The sequence below is a fragment of the Bradyrhizobium sp. 87 genome, from assembly GCF_023073015.1.
GTDB lineage: Bacteria > Pseudomonadota > Alphaproteobacteria > Rhizobiales > Xanthobacteraceae > Bradyrhizobium > Bradyrhizobium canariense_D.
This window is the reverse complement of record NZ_JADPIQ010000002.1, coordinates 28,577-51,222: the sequence shown is the minus strand read 5'-3', so window position 1 is coordinate 51,222 and position 22,646 is coordinate 28,577. Positions and strand designations below refer to the sequence as shown.

Below are 22,646 nucleotides of genomic sequence, written 5' to 3'. Positions count from 1 at the left end.
TTTTGATCGATCCCAACTGCGGTTTGGCATGGTAGCACCGAATCATACGAGCTAGAGGGGGTTGCGCTTCGACCGTGCCAATGGAATTTCGAGATCTACGCTGGGCTATCGTCGCATCCCAGCACCGAAGCCTCCGCCAAGCGGCAGAGACCCTCAGGGTTAAGCAGTCAACGCTGAGTCGCCGTCTGCGCAATCTCGAACATAAGTTGGGCGGTGCCATCTTCGAGCGCACTAAAGCCGGTACGCGACCGACCATCGAAGGTCAGGAATTCCTCGATGCTGCCCGGCGCATCGTGAATGATACTGAGGCGATGACCGGCCGCCTCAAGAGCCGCTGGCGCGGCGAGAGCGGTCTATTGAACATCGGGATCCACGCCTCATTCTCCGCCGGCAATCTACGGGGCACCCTTCTCGAGCACCAGCGGCGCTTCCCTGATGTCAAACCGCATTTCGTCGACGGATCGAGCGACGATTTGATGTCCGATCTCGCCAGCTCCGCCATTGACGTCGCCTTCCTGGTCGAGCCCAATGCGAGCTGGAGCGACAGATCCTTGTTGCTCTGGAGCGAACGTGCCGTGGTTGCTCTCCCCGCGGGTCATCCGTTAGCAGGCCGTGATGTGGTTCACTGGGGCGAACTGAGGCACGAAGCCCTTTTGGTGACAGAACACGGCCCCGGTCCCGAACTCGTCAAGCTTCTCATCAGCAAAATGGGAAGTCTTGATACTTGTCAATTGCTCCACCATGAAGCGTCGCTCGACCGGCTTCTCACCTCGGTCGGAGCCGGCTGGGGTATCCTCCTGGCACTCGAAGGTGCGACGGGCGCCACCTATCCGGGAGTTACCTTCCGCGAGGTGCATGGTACCGAAGGTCCGACGCGGCTGAGCTTCCGCGCGTATTGGCGGCAGGACAATTGCAATCCATCGCTGCGTCCGTTTCTCGACCTGCTTCGCGAGCGTTATCCGGACCTCTCGGCTGCGCCAGGTACGGATTGAGCAGCATTTCGTCGGGCCTTCGCAAAGGCGCGGTCGGTTGCCATGAATCGCTCTATCATCGGCGCGATCAGTTTGGCGGGCTCGATCGGCGTGGTCGCCCTTCCGCTACGAGACAAAATCTCAGCGTAGCTTTTGAGATCCCTGAAGACCGTCGCCGGCAGCTCGACGCTGAGCTTGACTGGTTTGTCGTCTTCGAGTGGTCCAAGCTTGAGCTTCGTCATCGCGCACCTTTTTGTCCGTAGGGAGCCAGCACCAGGTCGCGAGTAACGATGACCCGGACCGGGAAACCTGGCCGAATGGTCAGCGTCGGTTGGATGTTGAGCTGACGCTGCACGATCTGCTGGCCGGTCTGGCTGATGCTGTTGGACGCACCGCTGCGGATCGCTTGAACAAGATTGTTCTCGTTCTGGCTCGTGCCCGCCTCGGCTCCGACGCTGAGCATGGTCGAGAGAACAGCGGCCTTGAACAGCATGCCCCAATGGTTGTCGACCTCGTCCTCAAGCCCGGCATAACCGCCGGTGTCGGCGCCGGGCTGGCGCTCCAGCACGATGGAGGTGCCTTCCGGCATGATGATGCGGGTCCAGACCAGGAGGATGCGGCTTTGGCCGAACGCGACGGAGCTGTCGTACTGACCGATCAGTTTTGCGCCCTGAGGGATCAGAAGATACCTGCCGGACGGACTATCATACACCGCCTCGGTCACCTGGGCGGTGATTTGGCCGGGCAGATCGGACCTGATGCCCGTGTTGAGCGCCGCCGGAATCACGGTGCCCGCCTGCACGACATAAGGAGAAACTTTGGCCTCGAGCCGGTCGGGACTGACCGTGCGCTTGTCCGTCGAACCGTTGAGAAAGGCCGTCTTGCGATCCTGCATGTTCTGGGCGGACCCGGCATCGACGGGGGGTGTCGCGGCCGGGGTCGTCGCGGTTGCGGTCGAACTATTCGGAATGAGCTGGCCGACGCTGTGTGGTTGCTGATTGGTCTGGGCAAAGAGACGACTGACACGGGCCGCCTCAACCTCCTGGGATCTGTGCTGTGCCTCCGGATCGGGCGCCGTTCCCGGGACCACGGTGTTGGGTGCCGCGCCTGCGTTGAGGATCGGCTTGCCGAGATCGCCGGGCAGCGGCGGCCCGAGCGGCGGTGCCTGACGCGGCAGTCCGGTATAATCCTTCGGCAAGGCGGCGAGGCCCTCAGGTGATGGACGGTTCTGGGTGCTGAGCAACTCCTGGCCGGCTTGCTGCTTGTTGCGGGTCTGGAGCGCGTAGCCGAGTGCACCCGCGATTGCGAGGGCAGACACCGCGCCGAGGCCGATCAGCATCTTGCGCGAGAGGCGCGTGACAGGTGGCCACTCGCCCCGGAGCCGCAAATCCGGCGGCGCCACGGGTGGAATGTCGTTTTGACGTTCGTCTTCGCCGCCTATCGCCATGCTCGCGGCCTCCCATCGGTGCGGACGACGCGCACGCGCCGCTCACTGTCCTTGTCGCCAAGACGCAATTCGGCGGCGGCGAACAGGCGGTCGACGATGTAGTAGTTGCGGTTCGCCCGGTAATTTACTAGCTCGGAGCCGCCGGCCGGACCAATGACGAACAGCGGCGGCATCTCGCCCTGGGCGATTCCGCTGGGGAATTCGATGTAGACCTTATTGCCGTCGTCGAAGGCGCGCAGCGGACGCCAGGCCGGATCATCGCCCTCGATCGCGTAGCGGAAGTTGATCGAGCCGAGATCGACACCGGCTGCAATTGGCGCGGCTGCTTCAGCCGTCGCGTTCTGCTGCCGAAGTGCGATGAGCTGGTCCTCGGGATATTGCCAGGAGACCGAGGCCATATAGGTCTTTTCCGTCGAGCGCAGCTCGAGGAGATAGGTCCGCCGGTCGGTGTTGATGACGAGATTGGTGACCAACTCCGGCCGCGTCGGCTTAACCAGGATGTGGATCTTCTTGGTCGCTCCCGCGCCGCTCTCGGTGTCGCCGATGATCCAGCGCACGGTGTCGCCTGCGGCGACCGGACCTGAGCCTGTGAGCCGCTCGCCCTCCTGGAGGGCGACATCGGTGATCTGGCCGGGCGCCGTATAGACCTGATAGAGGGCGCCGCCGGAGAACGGATAGACCTGGACGGCATTGATGAAGCCGTTGCGGACCGGCTGCACGCGTGCCGCGGCGTTCGCCTGTTTGACGCGGACTTTTGGGTCGGCGGCTTCGGGGATCCGTTTACTAGCAGTGAGCGGCTTCAACTGCCCGGGCAGCGGCAGGGGCTTTGGCAATTCCACGATCTTGACGGGCGGCGGCGGATCAGTGGTGAGCGCTGCCGGCTCCGCAGTGTCATAGTTGATGTCGGGCGGGATGAAATTGTGCGCGCAGCCGCCAAGCACCGAGGCGACCATCAGCAAAGCCGCAAAGGCGGGTTTACGGAAAGACGTATCGCCGTCTTTCCAATTTTGGTGAACGATGGAAAAGCGCCAAGCCGGACCGCCGGCTTTCGAGAAATTCGGCGGGGTCATTGTCCCAGCTCCTTCGACCAGTTGATAGCGTTGACGTAGATGCCGAGTGGATTCTTGCGCAGCCGATCGGCGTCCGTGGGCGGCGCAATTGCGATGGTGAGGATCGCGGTCCAACGTGTGGTGCCGGCGAGCGCTCCGTCCTGATAGCGGTGCTCGACCCAAGCGACGCGAAAACTGTCGGGCGAGGCGCGGATGACGCTGGAGACGTCGATCGCGACCTGCTGCTTGCCGAGATTGGCGAAGGGGTCATTGGCGCGGGCGTAGTCGTTCAGCGCCACCGAGCCCGCCGTGGTCGTGAAATCATAAGCCTGCAGCCAGTTGTGCCGCACGATGATTGGATCGGCCGGAAGCGAGCGAACGATCTGGATGAAGTGGGCGAGATACCAGGCAATCTGCGGGTCGTTCGGCCTGTAGTCCGCGGTGGCTGGCGCCACGGCCTGCGCCTCCCCGAGCTTGTCGACCTGCACCACCCAGGGAACGACGGTGCCGTGCGCGGATTCCCAGACGAGCCCACCAGCGAGGCCGCAAGAAAGGATCAGCGAACCGAAGGCCATCAGCCGCCAGTTCCTGGCCTGCACGCGGGCGGAGCCGATGCGTTCATCCCAAACCCGCGCCGCACGCTGGTAGGGGGTTTCGGGTTCGGGCGTGCGGCCATAGCGGACCGACGATCGCCGGAAGACTGACATTTCTTATTCTCCCCCTGATAGCTCGACGGAGTGGCCGCCACCATGGCTGTCGCCGGATTTGAGGGCTTGCGCGGCTGTCTGAGCGCCGTGAATGACGGTCTGATTGCGCTTGACGCGCTGGGCCCAGGCGGGCGGACCGCTTTCGCTCGCTGCTTGAGATTCGGCTCCATCGGGTGCAGCCTCGCCACTCCCGATGGTCCCCATCGTCGAGGAGCCACCGGTGTTGGCGACGCCGGCACGGGCACCGGAGGTGAAGCTCTCTCTCATTGCCCCCGCCGCTTGGGAAGCGGCGCGTCTGACGGGAGCTGCCGCGTGACTTGCCGCCGCGCGGCCTGCGCCACCGAGACCGGACGCGACGCTGCCAACGCCGGACCGACCGGCCGATGCGAGGCTGTAGGCGGAGGACACACCGCCCGCCATCGCCGCACCACCACGCGCGGCGGCCGCAGCACCGGAACTAGCCGCCATCGCCCCCCTTCCGGCGAGCCCAAGCGCAGCTCCACCCGCCATAGCCGTGCCGGCGACGGCGAGGCCCGTGCCGACGGCAGCGCCGACGCCAAGCTGCGGCGCGCCCGACACAAGCCCGGTGGCGATGCCCGGACCGAAAATGCCGAGGCCGAGCATGGCGAGTGCCGCCAGCACGACAGAGAGCGCTTGCTCGATGGTCGGCTCCCCGCCGGCATAGGCAGTTGTGAATTGGGAGAAGAGCCCGGTGCCGATGCCGACGATGACAGCAAGCACCATGACCTTCACGCCGGAGGCAACGACGTTGCCCAGCACCTTTTCCGCGAGGAAGGCGGTCTTGTTGAAAAGCGCGAAGGGAATAAGGATGAAACCGGCAAGCGTCGTCAGCTTGAACTCGAGCAGCGTTACGAACAGTTGCACCGCCAGAATGAAGAAGGCGATCAGCACGAGTAGCCAGGACACCATCAGCACGGCAATCTGGACGAAGTTCGCAAAGAAGCTGGTGAAGCCCATCATTTGGCTTGCGGAGTCGAGCAACGGTTGCCCGGCATCGAGTCCGACCTGCGCAAGTCGGCCGGGCCGCAGGAAGTCCGCGGTCGAGATTGATGAGCCGCCGGCCTTCAGTCCGAGGCTAGCGAAGCTATTGAAGATGATGCCTGAGAGCTTGGTGAAGTTGGTGATGATGAAGGCAAAGAAGCCGATGTAGAGGGTCTTCTTCACCAGCCGTTGGAGAATGTCTTCGTCTGCGCCCCAGGCCCAGAACAGGCCGGCGAGCGTGATGTCGATGACGATCAACGTCGACGACACATACGTGACCTCGCCTTTGATCAGGCCGAAACCTGAATCGATGTAGGTCGTGAAGGTATTGAGAAAGGTGTCGATGACGCCGACGTTGTTCACGGCTTCTCTCCCTGTGGAGCACTCGTCGTCGGCTGTGTGGCCGGCGCGGCCTGCGGCAGAAGTGGCCGCGCCGGCCCGCCGAAGAAGCGCGCGCGGTTCTCCTCCCAGACCGCCTGGCAGTGCGGATCTTCGGCATCCTGGGGGCCAAGCGCGCGGCAGCGGCGCAGCTCGGCCGAGAGATTATCGGGAGCGGAGACAGAGGGTGCATCGGATACAGGCCGCTTCGCCGGACGCCGATGAATGACGTGCAGCGTGGCAAGAAAAATCGCGAACACAATGATCATCGCGCCTACGCGAAGGATATCCGAGCGCTCCATGATCGGTGTGCCTTAGTTGCCGCTGAACATGGTGACATTGCCGGGCTGATAGCCGCTGCGTGTCGAGAAGATCTTGTATTGTTGCTGGCCCTGCGATTCGGTCGCGGTCACGCGCGCCTGCTCCAGCGCGTCCGCCCGTCCCTTTGCGGCGAGCACCGCGACTAGATCGGATAGCTGCTGGGAATGCAGGGCCAGGAGCTGATTGCCGGCCTGAGCGGCCTGCAGGGCGCCACTCGCCGACTGGCTGGCGGTGACCAGCGAGCTCATTGCGCTGGAGTTGGTCGAGATATTGCCGACGACCCCGGCCTGCACCTTGAGCGAGTCTTCGAACGCGCCTACCGAGTTCTGCCAACGACTTTGGGCCGCGGCAAACATTGTCGAATTGGAGCCCGTGGCCGCCGCCGTGCCGTAGGTGCTGGAATATGTCGTCTGGATGCGCTCGACGTTGAAGGCGATGTTCTGGGCCTGGCTCAGCAGTGACTGAGTCCGTGCGACCTGTGACTGAAGCTGGGTCAGCGTCGACAACGGCAGATTGGCGAGGTTTTTTCCTTGGTTCACCAGGCTCTGAGCCTGATTGGTCAGCATCTGGATCTGATTGTTGATCTGCTGCAACTCACGCGCCGCGGTCAGCACGTTCTGGCTGAAGTTGGTGGGATCGTAGACGATCCACTGCGCGGAGGTTGGCGTCGTCGAAGGCGGCAAGATCGATAGTGCGAGCGAGAGAGCGGCCGCGGCGACCAAGCTTGCGCGTCGCGTCTTAAGAGTGGTCATGATTGCACCTCCAGGTTTGTCAGGTCGGGGATGAGATCGGCGGCCCAGAGCAGCTCGTGATCCGCGAGCCAGGCGGGCGTGAAGTCGTCGCGGCGGTGCTCGGCGAGCAGCCGTTCAATTGCGGCATGGTCGGCCTTGGAGGACGCGGCGCAGAAGGCGAGCGCGACCGGCCCGAGGCCGAGCTCGAAGAGCCGATTGCCCCGACGAGATTGGCAATAATAGTCCCGCTTCGGTGTCGCCCGCGCGATGATCTCGATCTGGCGGTCGTTCAACCCAAACCGCTGGTAGATGGCGGTGATCTGCGGTTCGATCGCGCGCTCATTCGGCAGGAAGATGCGCGTCGGGCAGCTCTCGACGATTGCGGGTGCGATGTTGCTGGCGTCGATGTCGGAGAGCGATTGGGTTGCAAAGACGACAGAGGCGTTCTTCTTCCTCAACGTCTTCAGCCATTCGCGAAGCTGCTGGGCGAAGGCCGGATCGTCGAGGACGAGCCAGCCCTCGTCGATGATGAGCAGCGTCGGCCGACCGTCGAGCCGTCCCTCGATGCGATGGAAGAGGTAGGTGAGGACGGCGGGCGCAGCACCCGCGCCGATCAAGCCCTCGGTCTCGAACGCCTGCACCGACGCGAAGCCGAGCTGCTCGGCCTCCGCGTCGAGCAGGCGGCCGGAGGAGCCACCAACACAATAAGGTTGCAGCGCCTGCTTGAGCGCGGTCGATTGCAACAGAGCAGTGAGGCCGGTGATCGTGCGTTCCTCGACCGGCGAGGATGCCAGCGAGGTCAACGCCGACCAGACATGCTCCTTCGCGGTCGGATCGATGGTGACGCCCTCCTTGGCAAGGATCGCGGTCACCCATTCGGCAGCCCAGGCGCGCTCTGCCGCATCGCCGATACGTGCGAGCGGTTGAAGAGACACGGAGTCCTCCGCGCTGTTCGACAGACTTCCGCCGAGGTCGTGCCAGTCGCCGCCCATGGCAAGCGCAGCTGTGCGGATCGAACCGCCGAAATCGAAGGCGAAGATCTGGCTCTTCCGGTAGCGGCGGAACTGGATCGCCATCAGCGCGAGCAGCACGGACTTGCCGGCACCGGTCGGGCCGACGATCAGGGTGTGACCGACGTCGCCGACATGCAGCGAGAAGCGGAACGGCGTCGAGCCTTCCGTCTTGCCGAAGAAGAGCGGAGAGCTGCGGAAATGCTCATCGCGGTCTGGCCCGGCCCAGACCGCCGAAAGAGGAATCAGGTGAGCCAGGTTCAGTGTCGAGAGCGGCGGCTGGCGGACGTTAGCATAGGCGTGCCCTGGCAGAGAGCCGAGCCAGGCTTCGAGCGCGTTCACCCCTTCCGGCATGCAGGTGAAGTCGCGCCCCTGGATCACCTTCTCGACGAGCCGAAGCTTCTCGGCGGCGAGACCGGCGTCCTCGTCCCAGACGGTGACAGTCGCGGTGACGTAGGCCTGGCCGACATCGTCGGTGCCCAGTTCCAGCAAGGCGAGATCGGCGTCAGTGGCCTTGTTCGCCGCATCGCTATCCACCAGTGTTGAGGCTTCGTTGGTCATCACCTCCTTGACGATGGCAGCGACGGACTTTCGCTTGGCGAACCACTGGCGGCGGATCTTGGTCAGCAGTTTCACCGCCTCGGTCTTGTCGAGCAGGATCGCACGCGTCGACCAGCGGTAGGGGAAGGCAAGCCGGTTCAGCTCGTCGAGGATTCCAGGATGGGTTGCGGTCGGGAAACCGACCACGGTGAGTGTGCGAAGGTGGTGGCTGCCGAGACGCGGCTCGAGGCCGCCGGCGAGCGGCTCATCCGCAAGCAACGCGTCGAGATGCATGGGCGTCTCGGGAACGCGTACGCGCTGTTGCCGGGTCGAGATGGTCGAATGCAGGTAAGTTAGCGTCTCGCCGTCATCGAGCCATGCCACTTCGGGCATGAACCCTTCGACCAATTGCAGGACGCGGTTGGTCCGGTCGACGAAGCCACGCAGCAGCTCGTGAGGATCGACACCGCTCTGCGCTCGGCCCTCATAGAGCCACCCCTCGATGCGCGAGGCATCCTCGGCCGGCGGGAGCCAGACGAGAGTCATAAAATAACGGCTCTCAAAATGCGCGCCGGCCTCCTCGAAAGCGTCCCGTCGTTCCAGATCGACCAGCGCTGATGCGGCGTCGGGAAAGGTGTTGTGCGGATACGTCTGGGCGGTGATACGCTGGGCCTCGACGAAGATCGCCCAGCCTGAGCCGAGACGGCGCAGCGCGTTGTTCAGGCGGGACGTCACGCCGACGAGCTCGGCTGGCGTCGCGCTGTCGAGATCAGGGCCGCGGAAGCGAGCCGTGCGCTGGAACGCGCCGTCCTTGTTGAGGACGATGCCCTTCTCGACCAAAGCGGCCCAAGGCAGGAAGTCGGCGAGACTATGGGGCCGGGTGCGATATTCGGCGAGGTTCAGCATGAAAGGCTCACTGGCCGAGATAGGATGGATAGCGGAGGTGACGTCGAACGACGTCCACGAACTGCGGGTCGCGCTTGGCCGCCCAGACCGCCGCCGCATGGCCCACCGCCCAAATCAGCGCTCCGGGGATCCAGAGGTGGAGGCCGAGCGCGATGGCGGCCGCCAACGTGCCGTTGGCGATCGCAACCGTGCGGGGCGCGCCGCCCATAAGGATCGGATCGGTGAGCGCGCGATGGACCGGCGCGAAGAAGCCCGGAACTTCCGGATCGACGATGCCGGCCATCAGACCAACGCTCCGCCGGAGAAGCTGAAGAAGGTCAGGAAAAAGCTCGACGCGGCGAAGGCGATCGACAGTCCGAAGACGATCTGGATCAGCCGGCGGAAGCCGCCGGAAGTATCGCCGAACGCGAGCGTCAAACCGGTCACGGTAATGATGATGACCGACATGATCTTGGCGACCGGACCTTGCACTGACTCCAGGATCTGGTTGAGCGGCGTCTCCCACGGCATCGAGGAGCCGGAGGCGTGGGCCGCGGGCGCGACAACGATGGAGATGACGGCAATCGCCGCAAGCTCCGTGAAGCGGCGGCGAACGCGACGGATCGCGGCAGGCAATTGGGTCATGATCGGTCTCCGGTAAGCGAGGATTGGCCGCCCGCCTCGGCGGACTGGACGCGGTAATCGCCGGTGGCGGGATCGAGGCCGGCAATGAGAGCGAGTTCGGCAAGGCGGCGTTCGCTGCCGCGGCCGCGCAGCACCGCGACGAGATCGATCGTCTCGGCAATCAGCGCCTTGGGAACGGTGAGGACGGCCTCCTGGATGAGCTGTTCTAGACGACGAAGCGCGCCCAGCGCGGAGCCTGCGTGAATCGTTCCGATCCCGCCGGGGTGGCCCGTTCCCCAGGCTTTGAGGAGCTCCAAGGCTTCGCTGCCGCGTACCTCGCCGATCGGAATCCGGTCGGGGCGTAGACGTAAGGAGGACCGAACCAGATCGGACAGGGATGCGACGCCGTCCTTGGTGCGCAGCGCGACCAGATTCGGAGCGCGGCATTGCAGCTCACGCGTATCCTCGATCAAGACCACGCGATCGGTGGTGCCCGCGATCTCGGCCAGCAGTGCGTTTGTCAGGGTGGTCTTGCCGGTCGAGGTGCCACCGGCGACCAGGATGTTCTTGCGGGCGGCGACGGCTTCGCGGAGCACGCCCGCCTGCCCTGCCGTCATGATGCCGGCCGCGGCGTAGTCGTCGAGGGTAAAAACAGCAACGGCGGGCTTGCGGATCGCAAAGGCCGGCGCCGCAACGACGGGCGGAAGGAGCCCCTCGAACCTCTCCCCCGTCTCGGGAAGCTCGGCCGAGACGCGCGGCTTCTCGCCATGCACCTCGGCGCCAACATGGTGCGCGACCAGACGCACGATCCGCTCGCCATCGGCGGCGGACATCGTTCGTCCGCTATCCTCCAGGCCGCCGGACAGCCGGTCGATCCAGAGCCGGCCATCAGGGTTGAGCATCACCTCGACGATCGAGGGGTCTTCGAGGAAAGTGGCGATCGCGGGGCCGAGCGCGGTGCGCAACATGCGCGCGCCACGCGAGAACGCTTCCGAATGGAGTGAAGTGTCCGCCATGATCGTCCCCCGTCGAGCGCCAATCACGGCAAGCGATCAGCAACGGGGATGGATAGAAAAGGCAGGAACTGGCGCAGTTCAACAAGTATTCAGCCGTCGTAGGGACCCGGCGCAGAGCAGAGAAAAAATACTTGCTAGGTCGCGAATGCGACTCGCTGAGAATCACATAGCAGCAAGGGTGTCGAAGTTCACAATTCCATATGCACGATTTCGACAGGCTCGCCGCCGAGACCGTGAGAGAAATAGCCCCTACCTATGCTTTTAAAGCCATGCTTTTGGTAGAAGCCTTCGGCATTGATCGTCGCTTCGAGCCTCACTGGACCGTTATGGCCTAACCGTGCCTGTTCAATCCCGATCTCGAGCAGTTGCCGACCCAGTCCGGCGCCAGCGGCTTCTGGCAAGATAAATAGGCGTGTTACTTCGCCGGGTTCCGCATCGACAAATCCGACCACGATACGGCCGCGGAGACACACGGTCATTCGCCCCTTGGCGATGAGCTCTTCGTAAAATGCCGGCGTACGGTGGCCCATCCAATTCTGGATTTGGTTGTGAGAGTAGGATGCGCGAGCAAGGCCGTCGATCGACGCCTTGGTAACGTTGAAAACCGCCTCCGCGTCCTCGCGGCGAGCGGCCCTAAAGGAAACATCGTCGAACGTCATAAGAAGTGAACTCCAGATGTTTCTGCCTAGTTCGGTTTGCGAGTTCGCCGGAGTTTTGATCAACCGTGGTCGGCTGATTGCGGTACTCTTCGGCGAATACCGTGCCAATGGAGAAACCCAGCAAACTCGTATGACCGTGAAAATGAACCACGGCATATTCCCTCTTCGACTTAGGCTATTAGCGCATTTTTTGTTCGGTACCACGCAGGTTTCCTGCAGATTTCGGCGAAGATGCGCGATCACTCCCAGTGGACCCTAGGACATCGCAAATGTGAGATGCAAAACTGTCGCTTGAATCGGAAAATATGTCAGATCATTAGGAGACGCCAACCACGATCTCCCTTGAGGCAGATTCAGCGTGAAAGATTCGGAAAGACCTCTGTTTATAGCGTTTTCGTCGGCTTCTTTCTTCATCGTTGGTGTCGGCATTGTTCTGCCAGCCTGGGTAGCTTCCACGAGGGTGGTTCTGGACTGGTTGGACTGGTGTTACTTTCAACCAGCGTCGCCGGCTTACTGCTCGCGCCGGTTGCCGGCCACCTGGCCGATCGTCATGATCGGGCACAGGTCACGGTGGCGGGGCAGACGATCCGCGCCTTGGGGCTGGCCGTTCTCGCTCCCGTTGGATTTCTCACAGAATCTTTGTCGCCCGTCCTTCTCATCGCTTCCGGCGTATTGGGAGCCTTTGGCTTCGCGCTGCTGTCGGGATCACTGAGCGGCATTTTGCAGGCAATCGTCCCCGAAGCACAGCGCATGGGGTTCGCCCTTCGACTTTCCCTTTTCAATCAGTTGGGCATAGCGATCGGGACGGGTGCTACCGGGCTTGCCATTGACAGGCTTGGCAGTCTCACGACCGCACTGATGTTTGCGGCGGCAGCTCTAGCATGTCTTCCTTTGCTGAAGCCGATCACAGCGCAGGCCCGCGACGTCCGATCGTCTCGACGGCTTAGTCTACTTTCTGCTTCACGGCAGGCTCTCAGCTATTTGCTCGCCAGTCCTCAAGCACTCTCCGCAGCGGTGACGGTCGGACTGGCATTTGCCGTGATCCAGATAACCAACCTTCTCTTACCGGGTTTTGTGATTCGATCGCTCGACGGTGATAGTGGCCTTTTTGGGTTGCTCGAAATGGCTGCCGCGATCACTGGAATGGTCGCATTGGCGGTAGTGGGCTTTCCGTCCATAGCGAAACGTCTGCAAGGTCTCACACCCGCAATCCTGGCTATTGCTGGCGTATCCCTGTTCTTGTTCTCCCTCGCGCCGAATCGGGCCATCGCTATTGTTCTCTACTGTGTGGCCGGCATGCTCTGGAAGGTGTCGCGAGCAGCGGCCAACGGCCACCTTTTGACCGTTGTGGATGCCGGCATGATTGGCCGTGTGCAAGCGTTCACAGCCCTGCTTACAGGTGGCTTCGGGCTTGCGATATATCTCATCCCGACAATTGCGCCAGGAGCCTCGGAGGCAACACTCTACATGGCATGTGGCGCGGCCATTGTGGCCTGCGTCGGCGGGCTATCCCTTTGGACCGCAGGTCAGGAACGATCGCGGAAATCTTGATCTTCGTGGCCAGTTTCGTTGCGTTGAACTTCAACAGAGGCCGCAAACATCACTTGCACAGTTGGTATTTCGCGACCGACGTTTGCGAGATCTTCGCCAACAAATTCGGGCTCGAAGCGGTTAGCTACCTGACTGATAGGCCGTAGCCCTAGCCCATTGCAGGGTTCGAGACCGCCATCCACTTCACTGGCTTGATTTCAGTGTCGCGTCGTCCCTAGTCGCCTTGAAACGAGCCAGTCTGCTGAGCATCCTCCGGGATTTCCTGCCGCAGCTTTGGTCCCTGATTGAGTCGGCGGCCCAGAGCGGCGACAAAGTTATCATAGCGCGCTCCGGCCTGTGCCCTCGCTGCCTTGGCGGCCGGTTCGGGAAGTGGCGGTGTCGTCGTGAGCCAGAAGCGGATGAAGAGAGCGATGGTCTCGACTGAAATTCCAACATCCCGCTCAAGGCGAGCGATCCGGCGGTCGATCTGGTCGAGTCTCTTGGCAGTAGCGGCCTCACGCCGCTCATCGGCATCCGGCGACAGAAAGGACGCAATGGCGGCTTCGGCGATCAGCGACAGCGACTGCTCGCGCCGGGCGGCATAGGCCGACAGCGCCTTCATGACATCAGGTTCGAGATAGACCGACATCTGGGCCTTCTTCTTCGCTGCGGTCATGCCAGCCTCACAATCCAAGCTCATCGCCAGGATCGAGCGAGGCTTGGCGCGCCACGCCCTGCATCATGTCGTTCATACGCCTGATCCGCGGGACATCTTCATCGAGTTCATCGGCGAGGTCAGATGCAAACTCATTGTCGAGCGGTTCCTTCTTTTCCACGATGTCTCGATCCAGTTCCGGATGCCGCCGCCGATCCGCGGACTTTGGATCTTCGTCATCCGTCTGGCCGTCGGTCAACGACGCCAATGGAGTTGGGTGCGGCGGCAGCGGCCGTGAACTCCAGTCGTCCGGCCGGCCGTCGTTGGATTTAGTCAGGGTCGGCGGCGCCATGATGCGCTCCTGGAAGCGTCCGTCCTCGTAGTAGCGCGCCTTCTTTGCTCGAATCGGATGGAGACCCGACATCATGACGATCTCATCTGATGGCGGGAGCTGCATCATCTCGCCGGGCGTCAACAGCGGGCGAGCGGTCTCGGACCGGGACACCATCAGGTGACCGAGCCAAGGTGCCAGCCGGCTGCCGGCATAGTTCTTCATCGCCTTCATCTCGGTTGCGGTTCCGAGTGCATCGCTCACCCGTTTCGCGGTCCGCTCGTCGTTGGTCGCGAAGCTGACCCGGACGTGACAATTGTCGAGGATGGAGTTGTTGGGCCCATAGGCTTTCTCGATCTGGTTCAGCGACTGGGCGATCAGAAAGCTCTTGATGCCGTAACCCGCCATGAAGGCCAGCGCGGACTCGAAAAAGTCGAGCCGGCCGAGCGCCGGGAATTCGTCGAGCATTAGCAGGAGCCGGCGCCGGCCGGCCTTGGCTTGGAGATCCTCGGTCAAGCGCCGGCCGATCTGATTGAGGATCAGACGGATCAGCGGCTTGGTGCGATTGATGTCCGATGGCGGCACCACGAGATAGAGCGTGGTGGGCCGGTCCCCGCTAACGATATCAGTAATCCGCCAGTCGCAGCGCCGAGTTACCTCTGCCACCACGGGATCCCGGTAGAGGCCCAGGAACGACATCGCGGTGCTCAGGACGCCGGAGCGTTCGTTGCCGGACTTGTTCAAGAGCTCGCGCGCGGCGGAGGCGACGACGGGATGGACGCCGGCTTCGCCCAGATGCGGCGTCCGCATCATCGCGGCAAGCGTCGATTCTATCGGCCGCTTGGGATCGGACAGGAAGGCGGCGACGCCGGCGAGCGTCTTGTCCTTCTCGGCGTAGAGGACGTGGAGAATCGCGCCGACCAGCAGCGCATGACTGGTCTTCTCCCAGTGGTTTCGCTTCTCGAGGCTGCCCTCGGGGTCGACCAGGATGTCGGCGATGTTCTGGACGTCGCGCACCTCCCACTCCCCGCGCCGGACTTCCAGCAAGGGGTTATAGGCCGACGAGTTCGCGTTCGTCGGATCGAACAGAAGCACGCGGCCATGCCGCGCGCGGAACCCGGCGGTGAGCTGCCAGTTCTCGCCCTTGATGTCATGGACGATTGCGGAGCCCGGCCAAGTCAGGAGCGAAGGGATGACAAGGCCCACGCCCTTGCCGGATCTCGTGGGAGCGAAACACAGCACATGCTCCGGTCCATCATGGCGAAGATAGGCGCGCTCGAACCGGCCGAGCACCACGCCGTCGGCCCCAAGCAGGCCAGCCTGCTCGATCTCCTTTGCCTCGGCCCAGCGCGCGGAGCCATAGGTCTCAGCATTGTTTGCTTCACGGGCGCGCCAAACCGACATCCCGATCGCAACGGCTGCGGCGATGATGCCGCCGGATGCGGCGATGTAGCCACCCTCGATGAAGATTGAGGGTGCATAGGCATCGTAGGCATACCACCAGCAGAAAAAGGCGGGCGGGAGATAGAACGGAAAATGGAGCAGCTCGAACCAGGGCTGCCCGAGCTGCGGCTGGAAGCCGAGCCGCCAAGCCGTCCATTCCGTCGCGGTCCAGATAGTCAGCAGAACGATCGCGAGGACTGTGATGACCTGGCCCCAGAGAATTTTGGTCGCGGACATGGCGGCCGTCCTCTCTTGATGTCGGTGATTGGAGGGATCGCTCACAGGCCGAGCCCCCGACTGCGTCCAAAACTCCAATCGATGCCGCCGTCGGTGCGGGCCACGCCGGAGACATGTCGGCCGAGCTGATTTTCGAGTGAGGGCGTCCAGGGCACGAGCTGAAAGCCGAGACCGTCGTCGAGCATGGCGAAGCGGCCGGAGGCGAGCGCGAAGCGCTGCCGATAGGTGCCGGCGACATATTCGCCGGCAGCCGACGGGTTGAACGGCCGGCCGGTCTCGGCAGCGAGCTGCTTGCCGAGATTCGCTAACTCCCGCTGGCGCAGTGTGCCGATGAGGTTCTTCGCAAACACCAGTCCATGCGCCTGGCGTTCGGCGAGACCCTGTTCGATGAGCTGCCCGGCCCGCCGTTGCATGGCGTCGCGGACTTCGTCGCCGAAGCCCGCCTGGCCCAATGCCACCGGATCGCGCGCAACCGCCTGCCGGTCGAGCCACGTCGCGCCTCTCGCCGTTATCTGCGCTTCGATCGAGAGATCGGAGCGGACGGCGAGCGCCGCGCGACGCTGCCCTCTCGCGTCGTTGAATTTGCGTAGCTCCACAATGGAGCCCGGTGCGCTGTCGCCGGAAGCGTCGAGATCGGGCAGCCTGATGTGGTGGGTGCGTCCGTCGACGCCGTCGATCACGGCATAGGCGGTCCCTTTGAGTTCGTCGTCGAGACCGCGATCGACGAGGCGTCCGATGATGGGCACGTCGAGGCTTTCGCCCGATAGCACGTAGCTCGCGGTCCCGCGCTCGATGCCACGTTCGGTCAGGCTGCGGTGGATGCGCTTGATGATGTCGCCGCGCTCGTCGAGCTCGCGCAAGGTCGTCTCGGCGGCCTCGTCCATGACCCATTGGCCTGGCCCGAGTTGATGCGCAAGTCCGAGACTCTCCAAGCGCCGCAGCCGGCCGACCTTCAGGGCATGGAACTGATCAGGCTGCTGCGCCAGATCGGGTGCAAGGTCGATGACCCCATGCCGGTCTGCATCGCGAACAAGCTGGCGGTCGAGCTGTGTCCAGCGTTCGGCTTCGACCTGGCGCTCGAGCGAGCGACGGATGTCCGGATCGGAGCGCAGTCCGAGTTCCTGTGTGGCCAGGTCCTGGGCACGGGCGCGCATCCCCTCCTTGATGTAGACGCGGGAGATGACGAGGTCCTGGCCATCTTCGGCGACACCGCGCACGATGACGTGGACGTGGGGGTGCTGGGTGTTCCAGTGATCGACACCCACCCAATCGAGCTTGGTGCCGAGATCCACTTCCATCTGGCCGACCAGCTCGCGGGCGAAACCTTTGAGGTCGGCCATATCGGCTGCGTCTTCCGGCGAGACAATGAAGCGGAAATGGTGGCGGTCATCCTGACAACGCTCGGCAAAGGCCTTGGGATCGGCATGCTCCGTGTCCGGGCCGAACAGCCGGGCCTTCTCCCCGTCCCGGGTCACGCCCTCCCGCCGGAGATAGCCGAGATGCGCGGCGAGCGGCGCCGATCTCGCTTTATGCCTGACAACACGTGTCTTGATCGTCACCAGACGCGAGCGGCCGGTGAGCAGACGGTTTGCCCGCGCGCTGGCGACCCGTCCGCGGCCGAAGCGCGAATGACGATGGTTGGCGAGCTGGCCGGCTCGCGAAAGACCGCCGCCGGCACGCTGAGCAGCCGCAAGCGCCTGGGCGATGAAGGGCTTGGCCCGCTGGCTCCGCGAAGAGCGGATGCGGCCTGGCCGAGGCTGAAATTCCTTCTCCTCAGTCATGGCCAGCCTCGGCAATGTGCGAAACGTCAAATGCCTGCAATGCGTTGACCGTGAGGCGCACATTGCGCACGAGAGCCGCACATTGCCAGATCAGCAAAAAAGGAAAGCAACAACAACCGACCGACCGAGCCGCACATTGCGGCCTTTTATCTCGCCATCGTTCGGTCGTCGCCGTGTTCTCCCGGTCGCTGGCTCCCAAGGCCCAACCTCCAAGCCAACAGACTCTCGGCAGTCGCGGCGATTTGCGACAAAATGCAGTTCGGGTCATTGCACTAATTTCTCCAATAGCGCCTGCCCGAACATGTCTTCTGGCGGCCGATTCATTGCGAAAGGGGTGCCGCGACCTGGCAGTTGACTCGCAAGCCCCCATTGTTTGCGTGCGCTTGCGATAGCGATCGTTACCCGAAGGGCCGAGACACCCGTAGGGTGGCTCGGTGAGGAGCGAAGCGACGAGTAGAGCGCGGGCCGAAGGCATCGCCCATATGCCGTCAGCACGTTATTATCGCACTCCTCCACTTCGCGGCCGATGGCGGTGGCAAGGTGCCATCGCCCGACCAATAGCCGGACCTCCGCAGCAAGGACGTCGACGGGCGAGCGTCGTTCCTTATGCTGATGACAACGTGCAGTCATCGCGATCCTCCTGTTGTCGAGAGTGCGACGAATAGGCCATTCGACTGCGGTGCGATGGCCGAGAGATCGTGCACGGGAACCGCAGCCGGCTTGTCGGTCGTCGGTCGATCAGATGCCGCCCGTGTCGCGGAAGACAGTCCGTCAGCGCGGGTGAAAAACAGCGGAGCCCGCGTCCAGGATGAACGAGAAGAGGCCGCGACGAGGAGAGCTCCTGGCGTGCTCTCCACATCGACAAAAGGGACGACGGCAGCAACGTAGGCGACGCTCTCGGTGGGCAGCGGACGATGTCGGTCGCGGTAGTCTTCATAGCGGCCGGGACCAGCATTATAGGCCGCGAGGAATCCCGGCGAGCCGTAGCGGTCGTGCAGCTCGCGAAGGAAAGCTGTGCCCGCAAAGATGTTGTCATGCGGATCGAAGGGATCATGTCCGAGGCCGTAGCGCACGCGCATCTCCGTCCAGGTCTTCGGCATGAGTTGCATCAAGCCAAGCGCGCCTTTGGGTGACACTGCGCGCCGATCGCCACCGCTTTCGATCCGCATAACGGCGCGGATCCAGTCCACCGGAATGCCGAAGCGCTGCGCGGCTTCCGCGACATGAGTGGCATAGCGCTCGCTCACCTGTTGACGTTGGATTGGTGCTTCCTGCGCCGCCGCCGTTGGCCCACCCATCACCAGCAGGCCGGCAAGCAGGATGACGGCAAAGCCTGCTCGGTCTCCGCCGTGACGTGAGCAAGCCGCAGAGCTCGTGCCCGTCGAAAGCGTGCTCCGTGCGCCAACCTGCGGTCGCCATTGACGGCCGCGCGCGACCGCCGACTGGTGCTTGAGGGGGATCAGGCGAGGAGACGACACGAACAAAGAGATGGAGCCTTGATGCGCCTTGCAGCCAGCACGCGTGACGGATTCCTGCATGCGATCAGTCCCGCTCGGCGCGCTGGGGCTGACGATTCCAGCTCAGCGTCCAGACCGATTTGTCCTCACTCGACTGGAAGAGATTGGCCCGGATCGGCCGCGGCAGCGTGGGATCGTCGATGATGAGCGAAACATAGTCGCCCGCCCTTTCGCCGGTACGCTTCCAGCCCGCGCCGATCTCCGGGCCTTCGCCATCGCCGAGCCGAATGCGGTAGTCGGGCGCGTTCTCGGCATCCGAGGATTCGGCCGGGACGAGGGTGAGAATCCGTTCGAAGAACAGCGTTTCAATGCGTCCGGTGAAACCGGACTTCTCGCGAGTGAACTGACCGATTTGCGCCATGGGAAATCTCCTTGCTTGCTGGGTTGGGATGCGGGTCAATGGGTGACGGCACGCCAGACGAAACGACCGTCGCCGGCTTCATCAGTCCAAAGCGGGACCGCGCGCGCGACGATCGAGCTTGCAGGCAGTGAGCCGAAATAGCGGCCGTCCAGGCTGTCCGGGACAGTCGGGTTCATGAGGAAGACCTCACCCGGCTGAAGGGTTGTGCATCCGCTCCAACGCGGCAGCGGACGGCCGAGATGGTCGCGATCGTGAGCTGCGCCGACATCGACAGCATCCACGGTGATGGCGTCGCCGGACCGGCACACGGTCTGCCCGGCCAGCGCCATCACATGCTTCAGAAGCGGCACACTCTTTGGCAGGAAGTCGCCATCGGCGAGGAAGTTCGCGATCGGTTCTGGGAGCCGCACCACGACCAGTTCCAAATCGCGCAGCTCTCCAACGGGATGCAGCGTGTAAAATCCTGTCGGCGTGCTTGCGGTGGCGTTCCAGATCAGCCGCGGCGCGGGATCAACGAACGCCAAACCACAGCCGGCGAGCACCGCAATGTAGGTCATCACGACGTAACCGAAGCGAGTCATGGCGTGACGCTCCGGCGCTTGAGCCAGGCAACGTGCTGCTCGCGCGTGTAGGCGCGTGGCACGTTGCCGGCGGCGAGGCGGTTGTGGAGATGGCGCCAGTATTCGGGCGCGGCGTCGGCCGGATCGATGGCGAGTGCCTCAATGGCATCGACCGCCTGCAACACGCGCTCGACCTTCGGCCAGCTATCGACGCGCAGCAGGATCTCGCCGCCGGGACGCACGAAAGGCAGCGTCTGATAGCGCTGGCCACTCTCCACGGCACGAACGATGTCCATGCGCGAGACCACCGTGCCATAGTCGTTCGACGCCCAGCGGACGAAGCCGAAGATGCTGCCGGGTGCAAAACTTGAAACGCTGCGGCGGCGGTCGAGGATCCTTTCTTCGGCGCGGTGGCCGAACCGCAGCCAGTGCTCGATCCTCTTCTCGATCCAGGTCAGTTCGACATGTGTGAGCGCGACGCCGCGCCGATGGGAGGATGGCACGGCACGCGGCGGCAAGGCCTCATTGTCGTTCATGACGGCTCTCCGGTGTCGGTGGGAACTCGCGCGCTAGCAACTCGCGGAGCATGTCGGCGACGGTGATGCCGCGCTGGAACGCGGCGACCTTGATGCGGCCGCGCAGCGCTAGCGTGACGTCGATGGTCAGACGCGCGGTGAATGCCGGCGCGTCTTCCATGCGGCGCGGCAACGCGTCGTTGGCTTTGATCCAGCTTTCGGCATCGCCGGGACGTGAGGCGAAGCCGCGCTTGATGGAGCGCTCGCTCATGGTGAGAACCTCGCAACTTCAGAGGCGAGCGCGGCGATCTCGCGGGCAGCTGCGCTCTCGTCGGCAAATTCGAAGACGAGCCGGCCGGACTGCGCGGCATCCGCGAAGACGACGCGCTGACCGATGGTGCTGGTAAGCACCGGCGGATCGTGATCGGCGAGTGTTTCAGCTGTCTCACGGGCAATGATCGTGCGTGCGCCGCAGCGGTTGAGCACAAAGCGGGCGGCGAGTTGCGGACGATAGATGCGGGCCTCCCGCAGCAGGTCCAGCATCTCGGCGGATGCCCAACCGTCGAACGGCGATGGCTGCACGGGGATCAGCACGAGGTCGGCCGCCAATAGCGCCGAGCGCATCAGTCCGGCGACGCGCGGAGGTCCGTCAATGACGACGTGATCGGCGGCGCGCGCGATCTCCGGCGCCTCGCGATGGAGCGTGTCACGAGCAAGGCCAACGACCCCGAACAGCCGCACGACGTTCTCCCGCGCCCGTTGCTGCGACCAGTCCAATGCCGAGCCCTGCGGGTCGGCATCGATTAGCGTCACGCGCTTTCCGTGCAGCGCCCATTCGCCGGCGAGGTGCAGGGCGAGCGTGGTCTTGCCGACACCGCCCTTCTGGTTGAGCAACGCGACAATCATCGCTGGCCTCCCGTCTTACGGCCGGAAAGCGGTGGAGATTGTTCTCTTGAATGCTTGGTTCGCGGCTCAGCGCTCGCGGCGGCGTTATCCGCAACACGCACCGGCCCACTACAACAGTTAGATTCTAAGTTAGACTCTAAGTTACGTTCCGGGATCGTCGCGTCTTGCCAAAGCGTTAGCTGTGGTTTGCACTCCCGGAATCCCGATACGGGCACGCCCGAAGTCCCGATCGTGCGAACGCCCGAAGTCCCGAGCTGATTCACAGCGCCATCCACAGGAGCTGTGGATGGCTTGCTCGGCAGGATACGCAATAGCTCGCGCCGATCCTTGCGCTCGATGCTCAGGCAGTAGCCTGGCAACGGTTGACGCGCAGCGATCCGGCGGAGATCAAAGGCGAAGTCAGCGAGCTTGGCGAGACTGCCGGATTTCTCGTGAAGATGCGCGACCTCGAACAGCCAGCCTCTCGGCTGGCGGCCGGCATGCTTGCGCGCGACGCGGTACAGCCAACGCTCGATCCCGCCGGTCAGGCTGAAGTATGCCGGATCGATGGTGAGAACGAGGGAGCGATCGATGACGCCGCGATAGAACCAGTCGGGGAGGACGAACTCCATGCCTTCAACGCGACCGTCGGCCCTCGCGCACTCCTCCCATTCGTTGATCCACGAGAATTGGTGGCGCCGCCAATGTTCGCCCTGCCGGATGGTGGTACGGATAACGGTCGCCTGGAGGCGGGCCAGTGCCCCCTTCAGGAGCTTGTAGTCGCGCGCCCCGGTCTGCCGGCCGACTGCGATCAGAAGCTGATAGGGCGTGAAGCGCAGGAAACGCGAGGTCTTCAGACCGAGGTTCTCAGCCTCGACAATTTGGCTGGCGGCCCAAATCAGAACGTCGGCGTCCCAGATCGTTGCCATGCCGTGCTCGGGAACCGCATAGACTTCGACGCTGACGTCGCCGGCCTGGTAGAGGATCGGCCTCGTGCGCTTGGCCTTCGCGAGCGAGAAGAATGGCCGCTCCATCAAGTCACGCTGATCGCGCGGGCTGGCATCGCCCGTGGCGATAACGAACGGATCGAGCTTGCTTCGCTCGCTCGGCACAAGGAGGCGGCGCGACGACATGGGTGAACGCTGCCTTCAGCGATGCGCATTGCTCGCGGCGCGGGCCTCGACGTAGCGAGGGTCCGACGTTGAGGTGCAGGCGGCCTGATCGGCCCATGCTTCGAGATCGCCGATGGCGTAGACGACGCGGCCGCCCAGCTTGCGGAAGGTCGGGCCGTTGCCATGGCAGCGGTACTTCTCAAGCGTGCGCGGCGACAGGCCAAGGAGGCGCGCGGCCTCGGGGGTGCGCACGTAGCGCGTGGTAAGCTGCGCGGTCAGATCGAGCATGGGAGATCTCCGTCTTGCCTCAAAGCGCCGCGGCCAAGTCGCGGCATGTCGGGGCCAAAGTGGCGGAGAGTTCAGGCGTTGGGGGTGGACG

25 protein-coding genes are annotated in these 22,646 nt (G+C 63.6%); 2 read left to right on the top strand and 23 right to left on the bottom strand.

The genetic code is table 11. The annotated features are described in order from the left end of the window. Positions 1–80 precede the first annotated feature (80 nt). Complete coding sequence (locus IVB50_RS00285; protein WP_198293376.1) at positions 81–992, top strand: LysR family transcriptional regulator; 912 nt, start codon at positions 81–83, stop codon at positions 990–992. Here IVB50_RS00285 and IVB50_RS00280 read toward each other — a convergent pair. The 12 genes from IVB50_RS00280 to IVB50_RS00225 all read right to left on the bottom strand — a co-directional run bounded on the left by IVB50_RS00280 (position 956) and on the right by IVB50_RS00225 (position 11,340). After that, positions 956–1,213, bottom strand: a complete 258-nt coding sequence (locus IVB50_RS00280) for a DUF2274 domain-containing protein (RefSeq protein ID WP_083926467.1) — start codon at positions 1,211–1,213, stop codon at positions 956–958. The genes IVB50_RS00285 and IVB50_RS00280 overlap by 37 nt on opposite strands. After that, complete coding sequence (locus tag IVB50_RS00275; RefSeq protein ID WP_018457213.1) at positions 1,210–2,418, bottom strand: TrbI/VirB10 family protein; 1,209 nt, start codon at positions 2,416–2,418, stop codon at positions 1,210–1,212. Before IVB50_RS00275 ends, IVB50_RS00280 begins: the two co-directional genes overlap by 4 nt. Further along, positions 2,409–3,488: a P-type conjugative transfer protein TrbG gene (gene trbG / locus IVB50_RS00270; RefSeq protein WP_018457214.1), complete on the bottom strand. Its 1,080-nt coding sequence runs from the start codon at positions 3,486–3,488 to the stop codon at positions 2,409–2,411. Before trbG ends, IVB50_RS00275 begins: the two co-directional genes overlap by 10 nt. Then, positions 3,485–4,174, bottom strand: a complete 690-nt coding sequence (trbF, locus tag IVB50_RS00265) for a conjugal transfer protein TrbF (RefSeq protein ID WP_018457215.1) — start codon at positions 4,172–4,174, stop codon at positions 3,485–3,487. Before trbF ends, trbG begins: the two co-directional genes overlap by 4 nt. Before the next feature lie 3 nt (positions 4,175–4,177). Beyond that, entirely contained in the window at positions 4,178–5,539 is a 1,362-nt protein-coding gene (trbL, locus tag IVB50_RS00260) for a P-type conjugative transfer protein TrbL (protein WP_247293531.1), read from the bottom strand. Then, positions 5,536–5,856, bottom strand: coding sequence for a putative entry exclusion protein TrbK-alt (gene trbK-alt, locus IVB50_RS00255; RefSeq protein WP_018457216.1), 321 nt, complete (start codon positions 5,854–5,856; stop codon positions 5,536–5,538). The genes trbL and trbK-alt overlap by 4 nt, the downstream gene beginning before the upstream one ends. A gap of 12 nt (positions 5,857–5,868) precedes the next feature. Then, a complete protein-coding gene (trbJ, locus tag IVB50_RS00250) occupies positions 5,869–6,627 on the bottom strand; it encodes a P-type conjugative transfer protein TrbJ (RefSeq protein ID WP_026233328.1) in 759 nt (252 codons plus the stop codon). Next, positions 6,624–9,062 carry a conjugal transfer protein TrbE gene (gene trbE, locus IVB50_RS00245; protein WP_018457218.1) on the bottom strand — a complete coding sequence of 813 codons (2,439 nt, stop codon included), beginning with the start codon at positions 9,060–9,062 and terminating at the stop codon, positions 6,624–6,626. Before trbE ends, trbJ begins: the two co-directional genes overlap by 4 nt. Before the next feature lie 7 nt (positions 9,063–9,069). Continuing rightward, positions 9,070–9,345: a VirB3 family type IV secretion system protein gene (locus tag IVB50_RS00240; RefSeq protein ID WP_247293529.1), complete on the bottom strand. Its 276-nt coding sequence runs from the start codon at positions 9,343–9,345 to the stop codon at positions 9,070–9,072. Then, the gene (locus IVB50_RS00235; RefSeq protein ID WP_018457220.1) at positions 9,345–9,686 is read right to left on the bottom strand and encodes a TrbC/VirB2 family protein; all 342 of its coding nucleotides are present in this window, start codon (positions 9,684–9,686) and stop codon (positions 9,345–9,347) included. Before IVB50_RS00235 ends, IVB50_RS00240 begins: the two co-directional genes overlap by 1 nt. Further along, positions 9,683–10,681 carry a P-type conjugative transfer ATPase TrbB gene (gene trbB / locus IVB50_RS00230; protein ID WP_018457221.1) on the bottom strand — a complete coding sequence of 333 codons (999 nt, stop codon included), beginning with the start codon at positions 10,679–10,681 and terminating at the stop codon, positions 9,683–9,685. Before trbB ends, IVB50_RS00235 begins: the two co-directional genes overlap by 4 nt. Positions 10,682–10,869: 188 nt before the next feature. After that, positions 10,870–11,340: a GNAT family N-acetyltransferase gene (locus IVB50_RS00225; RefSeq protein ID WP_018457222.1), complete on the bottom strand. Its 471-nt coding sequence runs from the start codon at positions 11,338–11,340 to the stop codon at positions 10,870–10,872. A 342-nt stretch (positions 11,341–11,682) separates the two neighbouring features. Here IVB50_RS00225 and IVB50_RS00220 point away from each other — a divergent pair, with 342 nt between their 5' ends. Then, on the top strand, positions 11,683–12,891 hold the full coding sequence (locus IVB50_RS00220; RefSeq protein ID WP_247293527.1) for an MFS transporter: 1,209 nt from the start codon (positions 11,683–11,685) through the stop codon (positions 12,889–12,891). Between the two features lie 214 nt (positions 12,892–13,105). On the opposite strand, the gene IVB50_RS00215 is transcribed toward IVB50_RS00220, so the two are convergent. The 11 genes from IVB50_RS00215 to IVB50_RS00165 all read right to left on the bottom strand — a co-directional run bounded on the left by IVB50_RS00215 (position 13,106) and on the right by IVB50_RS00165 (position 22,555). Next, a complete protein-coding gene (locus tag IVB50_RS00215; RefSeq protein WP_018457225.1) occupies positions 13,106–13,546 on the bottom strand; it encodes a CopG family transcriptional regulator in 441 nt (146 codons plus the stop codon). A gap of 7 nt (positions 13,547–13,553) precedes the next feature. Continuing rightward, positions 13,554–15,536: a conjugal transfer protein TraG gene (locus tag IVB50_RS00210; protein ID WP_018457226.1), complete on the bottom strand. Its 1,983-nt coding sequence runs from the start codon at positions 15,534–15,536 to the stop codon at positions 13,554–13,556. A 41-nt stretch (positions 15,537–15,577) separates the two neighbouring features. Continuing rightward, entirely contained in the window at positions 15,578–17,317 is a 1,740-nt protein-coding gene (locus tag IVB50_RS00205) for a VirD2 family relaxase/mobilization nuclease (protein WP_018457227.1), read from the bottom strand. A gap of 626 nt (positions 17,318–17,943) precedes the next feature. Beyond that, positions 17,944–18,855, bottom strand: coding sequence for a transglycosylase SLT domain-containing protein (locus tag IVB50_RS00200; RefSeq protein ID WP_018457228.1), 912 nt, complete (start codon positions 18,853–18,855; stop codon positions 17,944–17,946). A gap of 4 nt (positions 18,856–18,859) precedes the next feature. Further along, positions 18,860–19,195, bottom strand: coding sequence for a DUF736 domain-containing protein (locus IVB50_RS00195; protein ID WP_018457229.1), 336 nt, complete (start codon positions 19,193–19,195; stop codon positions 18,860–18,862). A gap of 35 nt (positions 19,196–19,230) precedes the next feature. Further along, entirely contained in the window at positions 19,231–19,776 is a 546-nt protein-coding gene (locus IVB50_RS00190; RefSeq protein ID WP_018457230.1) for a S26 family signal peptidase, read from the bottom strand. Further along, a complete protein-coding gene (locus IVB50_RS00185) occupies positions 19,773–20,291 on the bottom strand; it encodes a DUF2840 domain-containing protein (protein ID WP_018457231.1) in 519 nt (172 codons plus the stop codon). The genes IVB50_RS00190 and IVB50_RS00185 overlap by 4 nt, the downstream gene beginning before the upstream one ends. Continuing rightward, a complete protein-coding gene (locus IVB50_RS00180) occupies positions 20,278–20,541 on the bottom strand; it encodes a hypothetical protein (RefSeq protein ID WP_018457232.1) in 264 nt (87 codons plus the stop codon). The genes IVB50_RS00185 and IVB50_RS00180 overlap by 14 nt, the downstream gene beginning before the upstream one ends. After that, positions 20,538–21,176: a ParA family partition ATPase gene (gene parA / locus IVB50_RS00175; protein WP_018457233.1), complete on the bottom strand. Its 639-nt coding sequence runs from the start codon at positions 21,174–21,176 to the stop codon at positions 20,538–20,540. The genes IVB50_RS00180 and parA overlap by 4 nt, the downstream gene beginning before the upstream one ends. Next, entirely contained in the window at positions 21,173–22,288 is a 1,116-nt protein-coding gene (locus IVB50_RS00170) for a replication initiator protein A (protein ID WP_018457234.1), read from the bottom strand. The genes parA and IVB50_RS00170 overlap by 4 nt, the downstream gene beginning before the upstream one ends. Positions 22,289–22,303: 15 nt before the next feature. Then, positions 22,304–22,555 (bottom strand): helix-turn-helix domain-containing protein, encoded by a 252-nt coding sequence (locus IVB50_RS00165; protein ID WP_018457235.1) that lies wholly within the window; start codon positions 22,553–22,555, stop codon positions 22,304–22,306. Positions 22,556–22,646 lie beyond the last annotated feature (91 nt).

Coding starts and splice junctions, on each gene's coding strand:
- IVB50_RS00285 (WP_198293376.1), top strand. CDS start 81: ATGGAATTTCGAGATCTACGCTGGGCTATCGTCGCATCCCAGCACCGA.
- IVB50_RS00280 (WP_083926467.1), bottom strand. CDS start 1,213: ATGACGAAGCTCAAGCTTGGACCACTCGAAGACGACAAACCAGTCAAG.
- IVB50_RS00275 (WP_018457213.1), bottom strand. CDS start 2,418: ATGGCGATAGGCGGCGAAGACGAACGTCAAAACGACATTCCACCCGTG.
- trbG (WP_018457214.1), bottom strand. CDS start 3,488: ATGACCCCGCCGAATTTCTCGAAAGCCGGCGGTCCGGCTTGGCGCTTT.
- trbF (WP_018457215.1), bottom strand. CDS start 4,174: ATGTCAGTCTTCCGGCGATCGTCGGTCCGCTATGGCCGCACGCCCGAA.
- trbK-alt (WP_018457216.1), bottom strand. CDS start 5,856: ATGGAGCGCTCGGATATCCTTCGCGTAGGCGCGATGATCATTGTGTTC.
- trbJ (WP_026233328.1), bottom strand. CDS start 6,627: ATGACCACTCTTAAGACGCGACGCGCAAGCTTGGTCGCCGCGGCCGCT.
- trbE (WP_018457218.1), bottom strand. CDS start 9,062: ATGCTGAACCTCGCCGAATATCGCACCCGGCCCCATAGTCTCGCCGAC.
- IVB50_RS00240 (WP_247293529.1), bottom strand. CDS start 9,345: ATGGCCGGCATCGTCGATCCGGAAGTTCCGGGCTTCTTCGCGCCGGTC.
- IVB50_RS00235 (WP_018457220.1), bottom strand. CDS start 9,686: ATGACCCAATTGCCTGCCGCGATCCGTCGCGTTCGCCGCCGCTTCACG.
- trbB (WP_018457221.1), bottom strand. CDS start 10,681: ATGGCGGACACTTCACTCCATTCGGAAGCGTTCTCGCGTGGCGCGCGC.
- IVB50_RS00225 (WP_018457222.1), bottom strand. CDS start 11,340: ATGACGTTCGACGATGTTTCCTTTAGGGCCGCTCGCCGCGAGGACGCG.
- IVB50_RS00215 (WP_018457225.1), bottom strand. CDS start 13,546: ATGACCGCAGCGAAGAAGAAGGCCCAGATGTCGGTCTATCTCGAACCT.
- IVB50_RS00210 (WP_018457226.1), bottom strand. CDS start 15,536: ATGTCCGCGACCAAAATTCTCTGGGGCCAGGTCATCACAGTCCTCGCG.
- IVB50_RS00205 (WP_018457227.1), bottom strand. CDS start 17,317: ATGACTGAGGAGAAGGAATTTCAGCCTCGGCCAGGCCGCATCCGCTCT.
- IVB50_RS00200 (WP_018457228.1), bottom strand. CDS start 18,855: ATGCAGGAATCCGTCACGCGTGCTGGCTGCAAGGCGCATCAAGGCTCC.
- IVB50_RS00195 (WP_018457229.1), bottom strand. CDS start 19,195: ATGGCGCAAATCGGTCAGTTCACTCGCGAGAAGTCCGGTTTCACCGGA.
- IVB50_RS00190 (WP_018457230.1), bottom strand. CDS start 19,776: ATGACTCGCTTCGGTTACGTCGTGATGACCTACATTGCGGTGCTCGCC.
- IVB50_RS00185 (WP_018457231.1), bottom strand. CDS start 20,291: ATGAACGACAATGAGGCCTTGCCGCCGCGTGCCGTGCCATCCTCCCAT.
- IVB50_RS00180 (WP_018457232.1), bottom strand. CDS start 20,541: ATGAGCGAGCGCTCCATCAAGCGCGGCTTCGCCTCACGTCCCGGCGAT.
- parA (WP_018457233.1), bottom strand. CDS start 21,176: ATGATTGTCGCGTTGCTCAACCAGAAGGGCGGTGTCGGCAAGACCACG.
- IVB50_RS00170 (WP_018457234.1), bottom strand. CDS start 22,288: ATGTCGTCGCGCCGCCTCCTTGTGCCGAGCGAGCGAAGCAAGCTCGAT.
- IVB50_RS00165 (WP_018457235.1), bottom strand. CDS start 22,555: ATGCTCGATCTGACCGCGCAGCTTACCACGCGCTACGTGCGCACCCCC.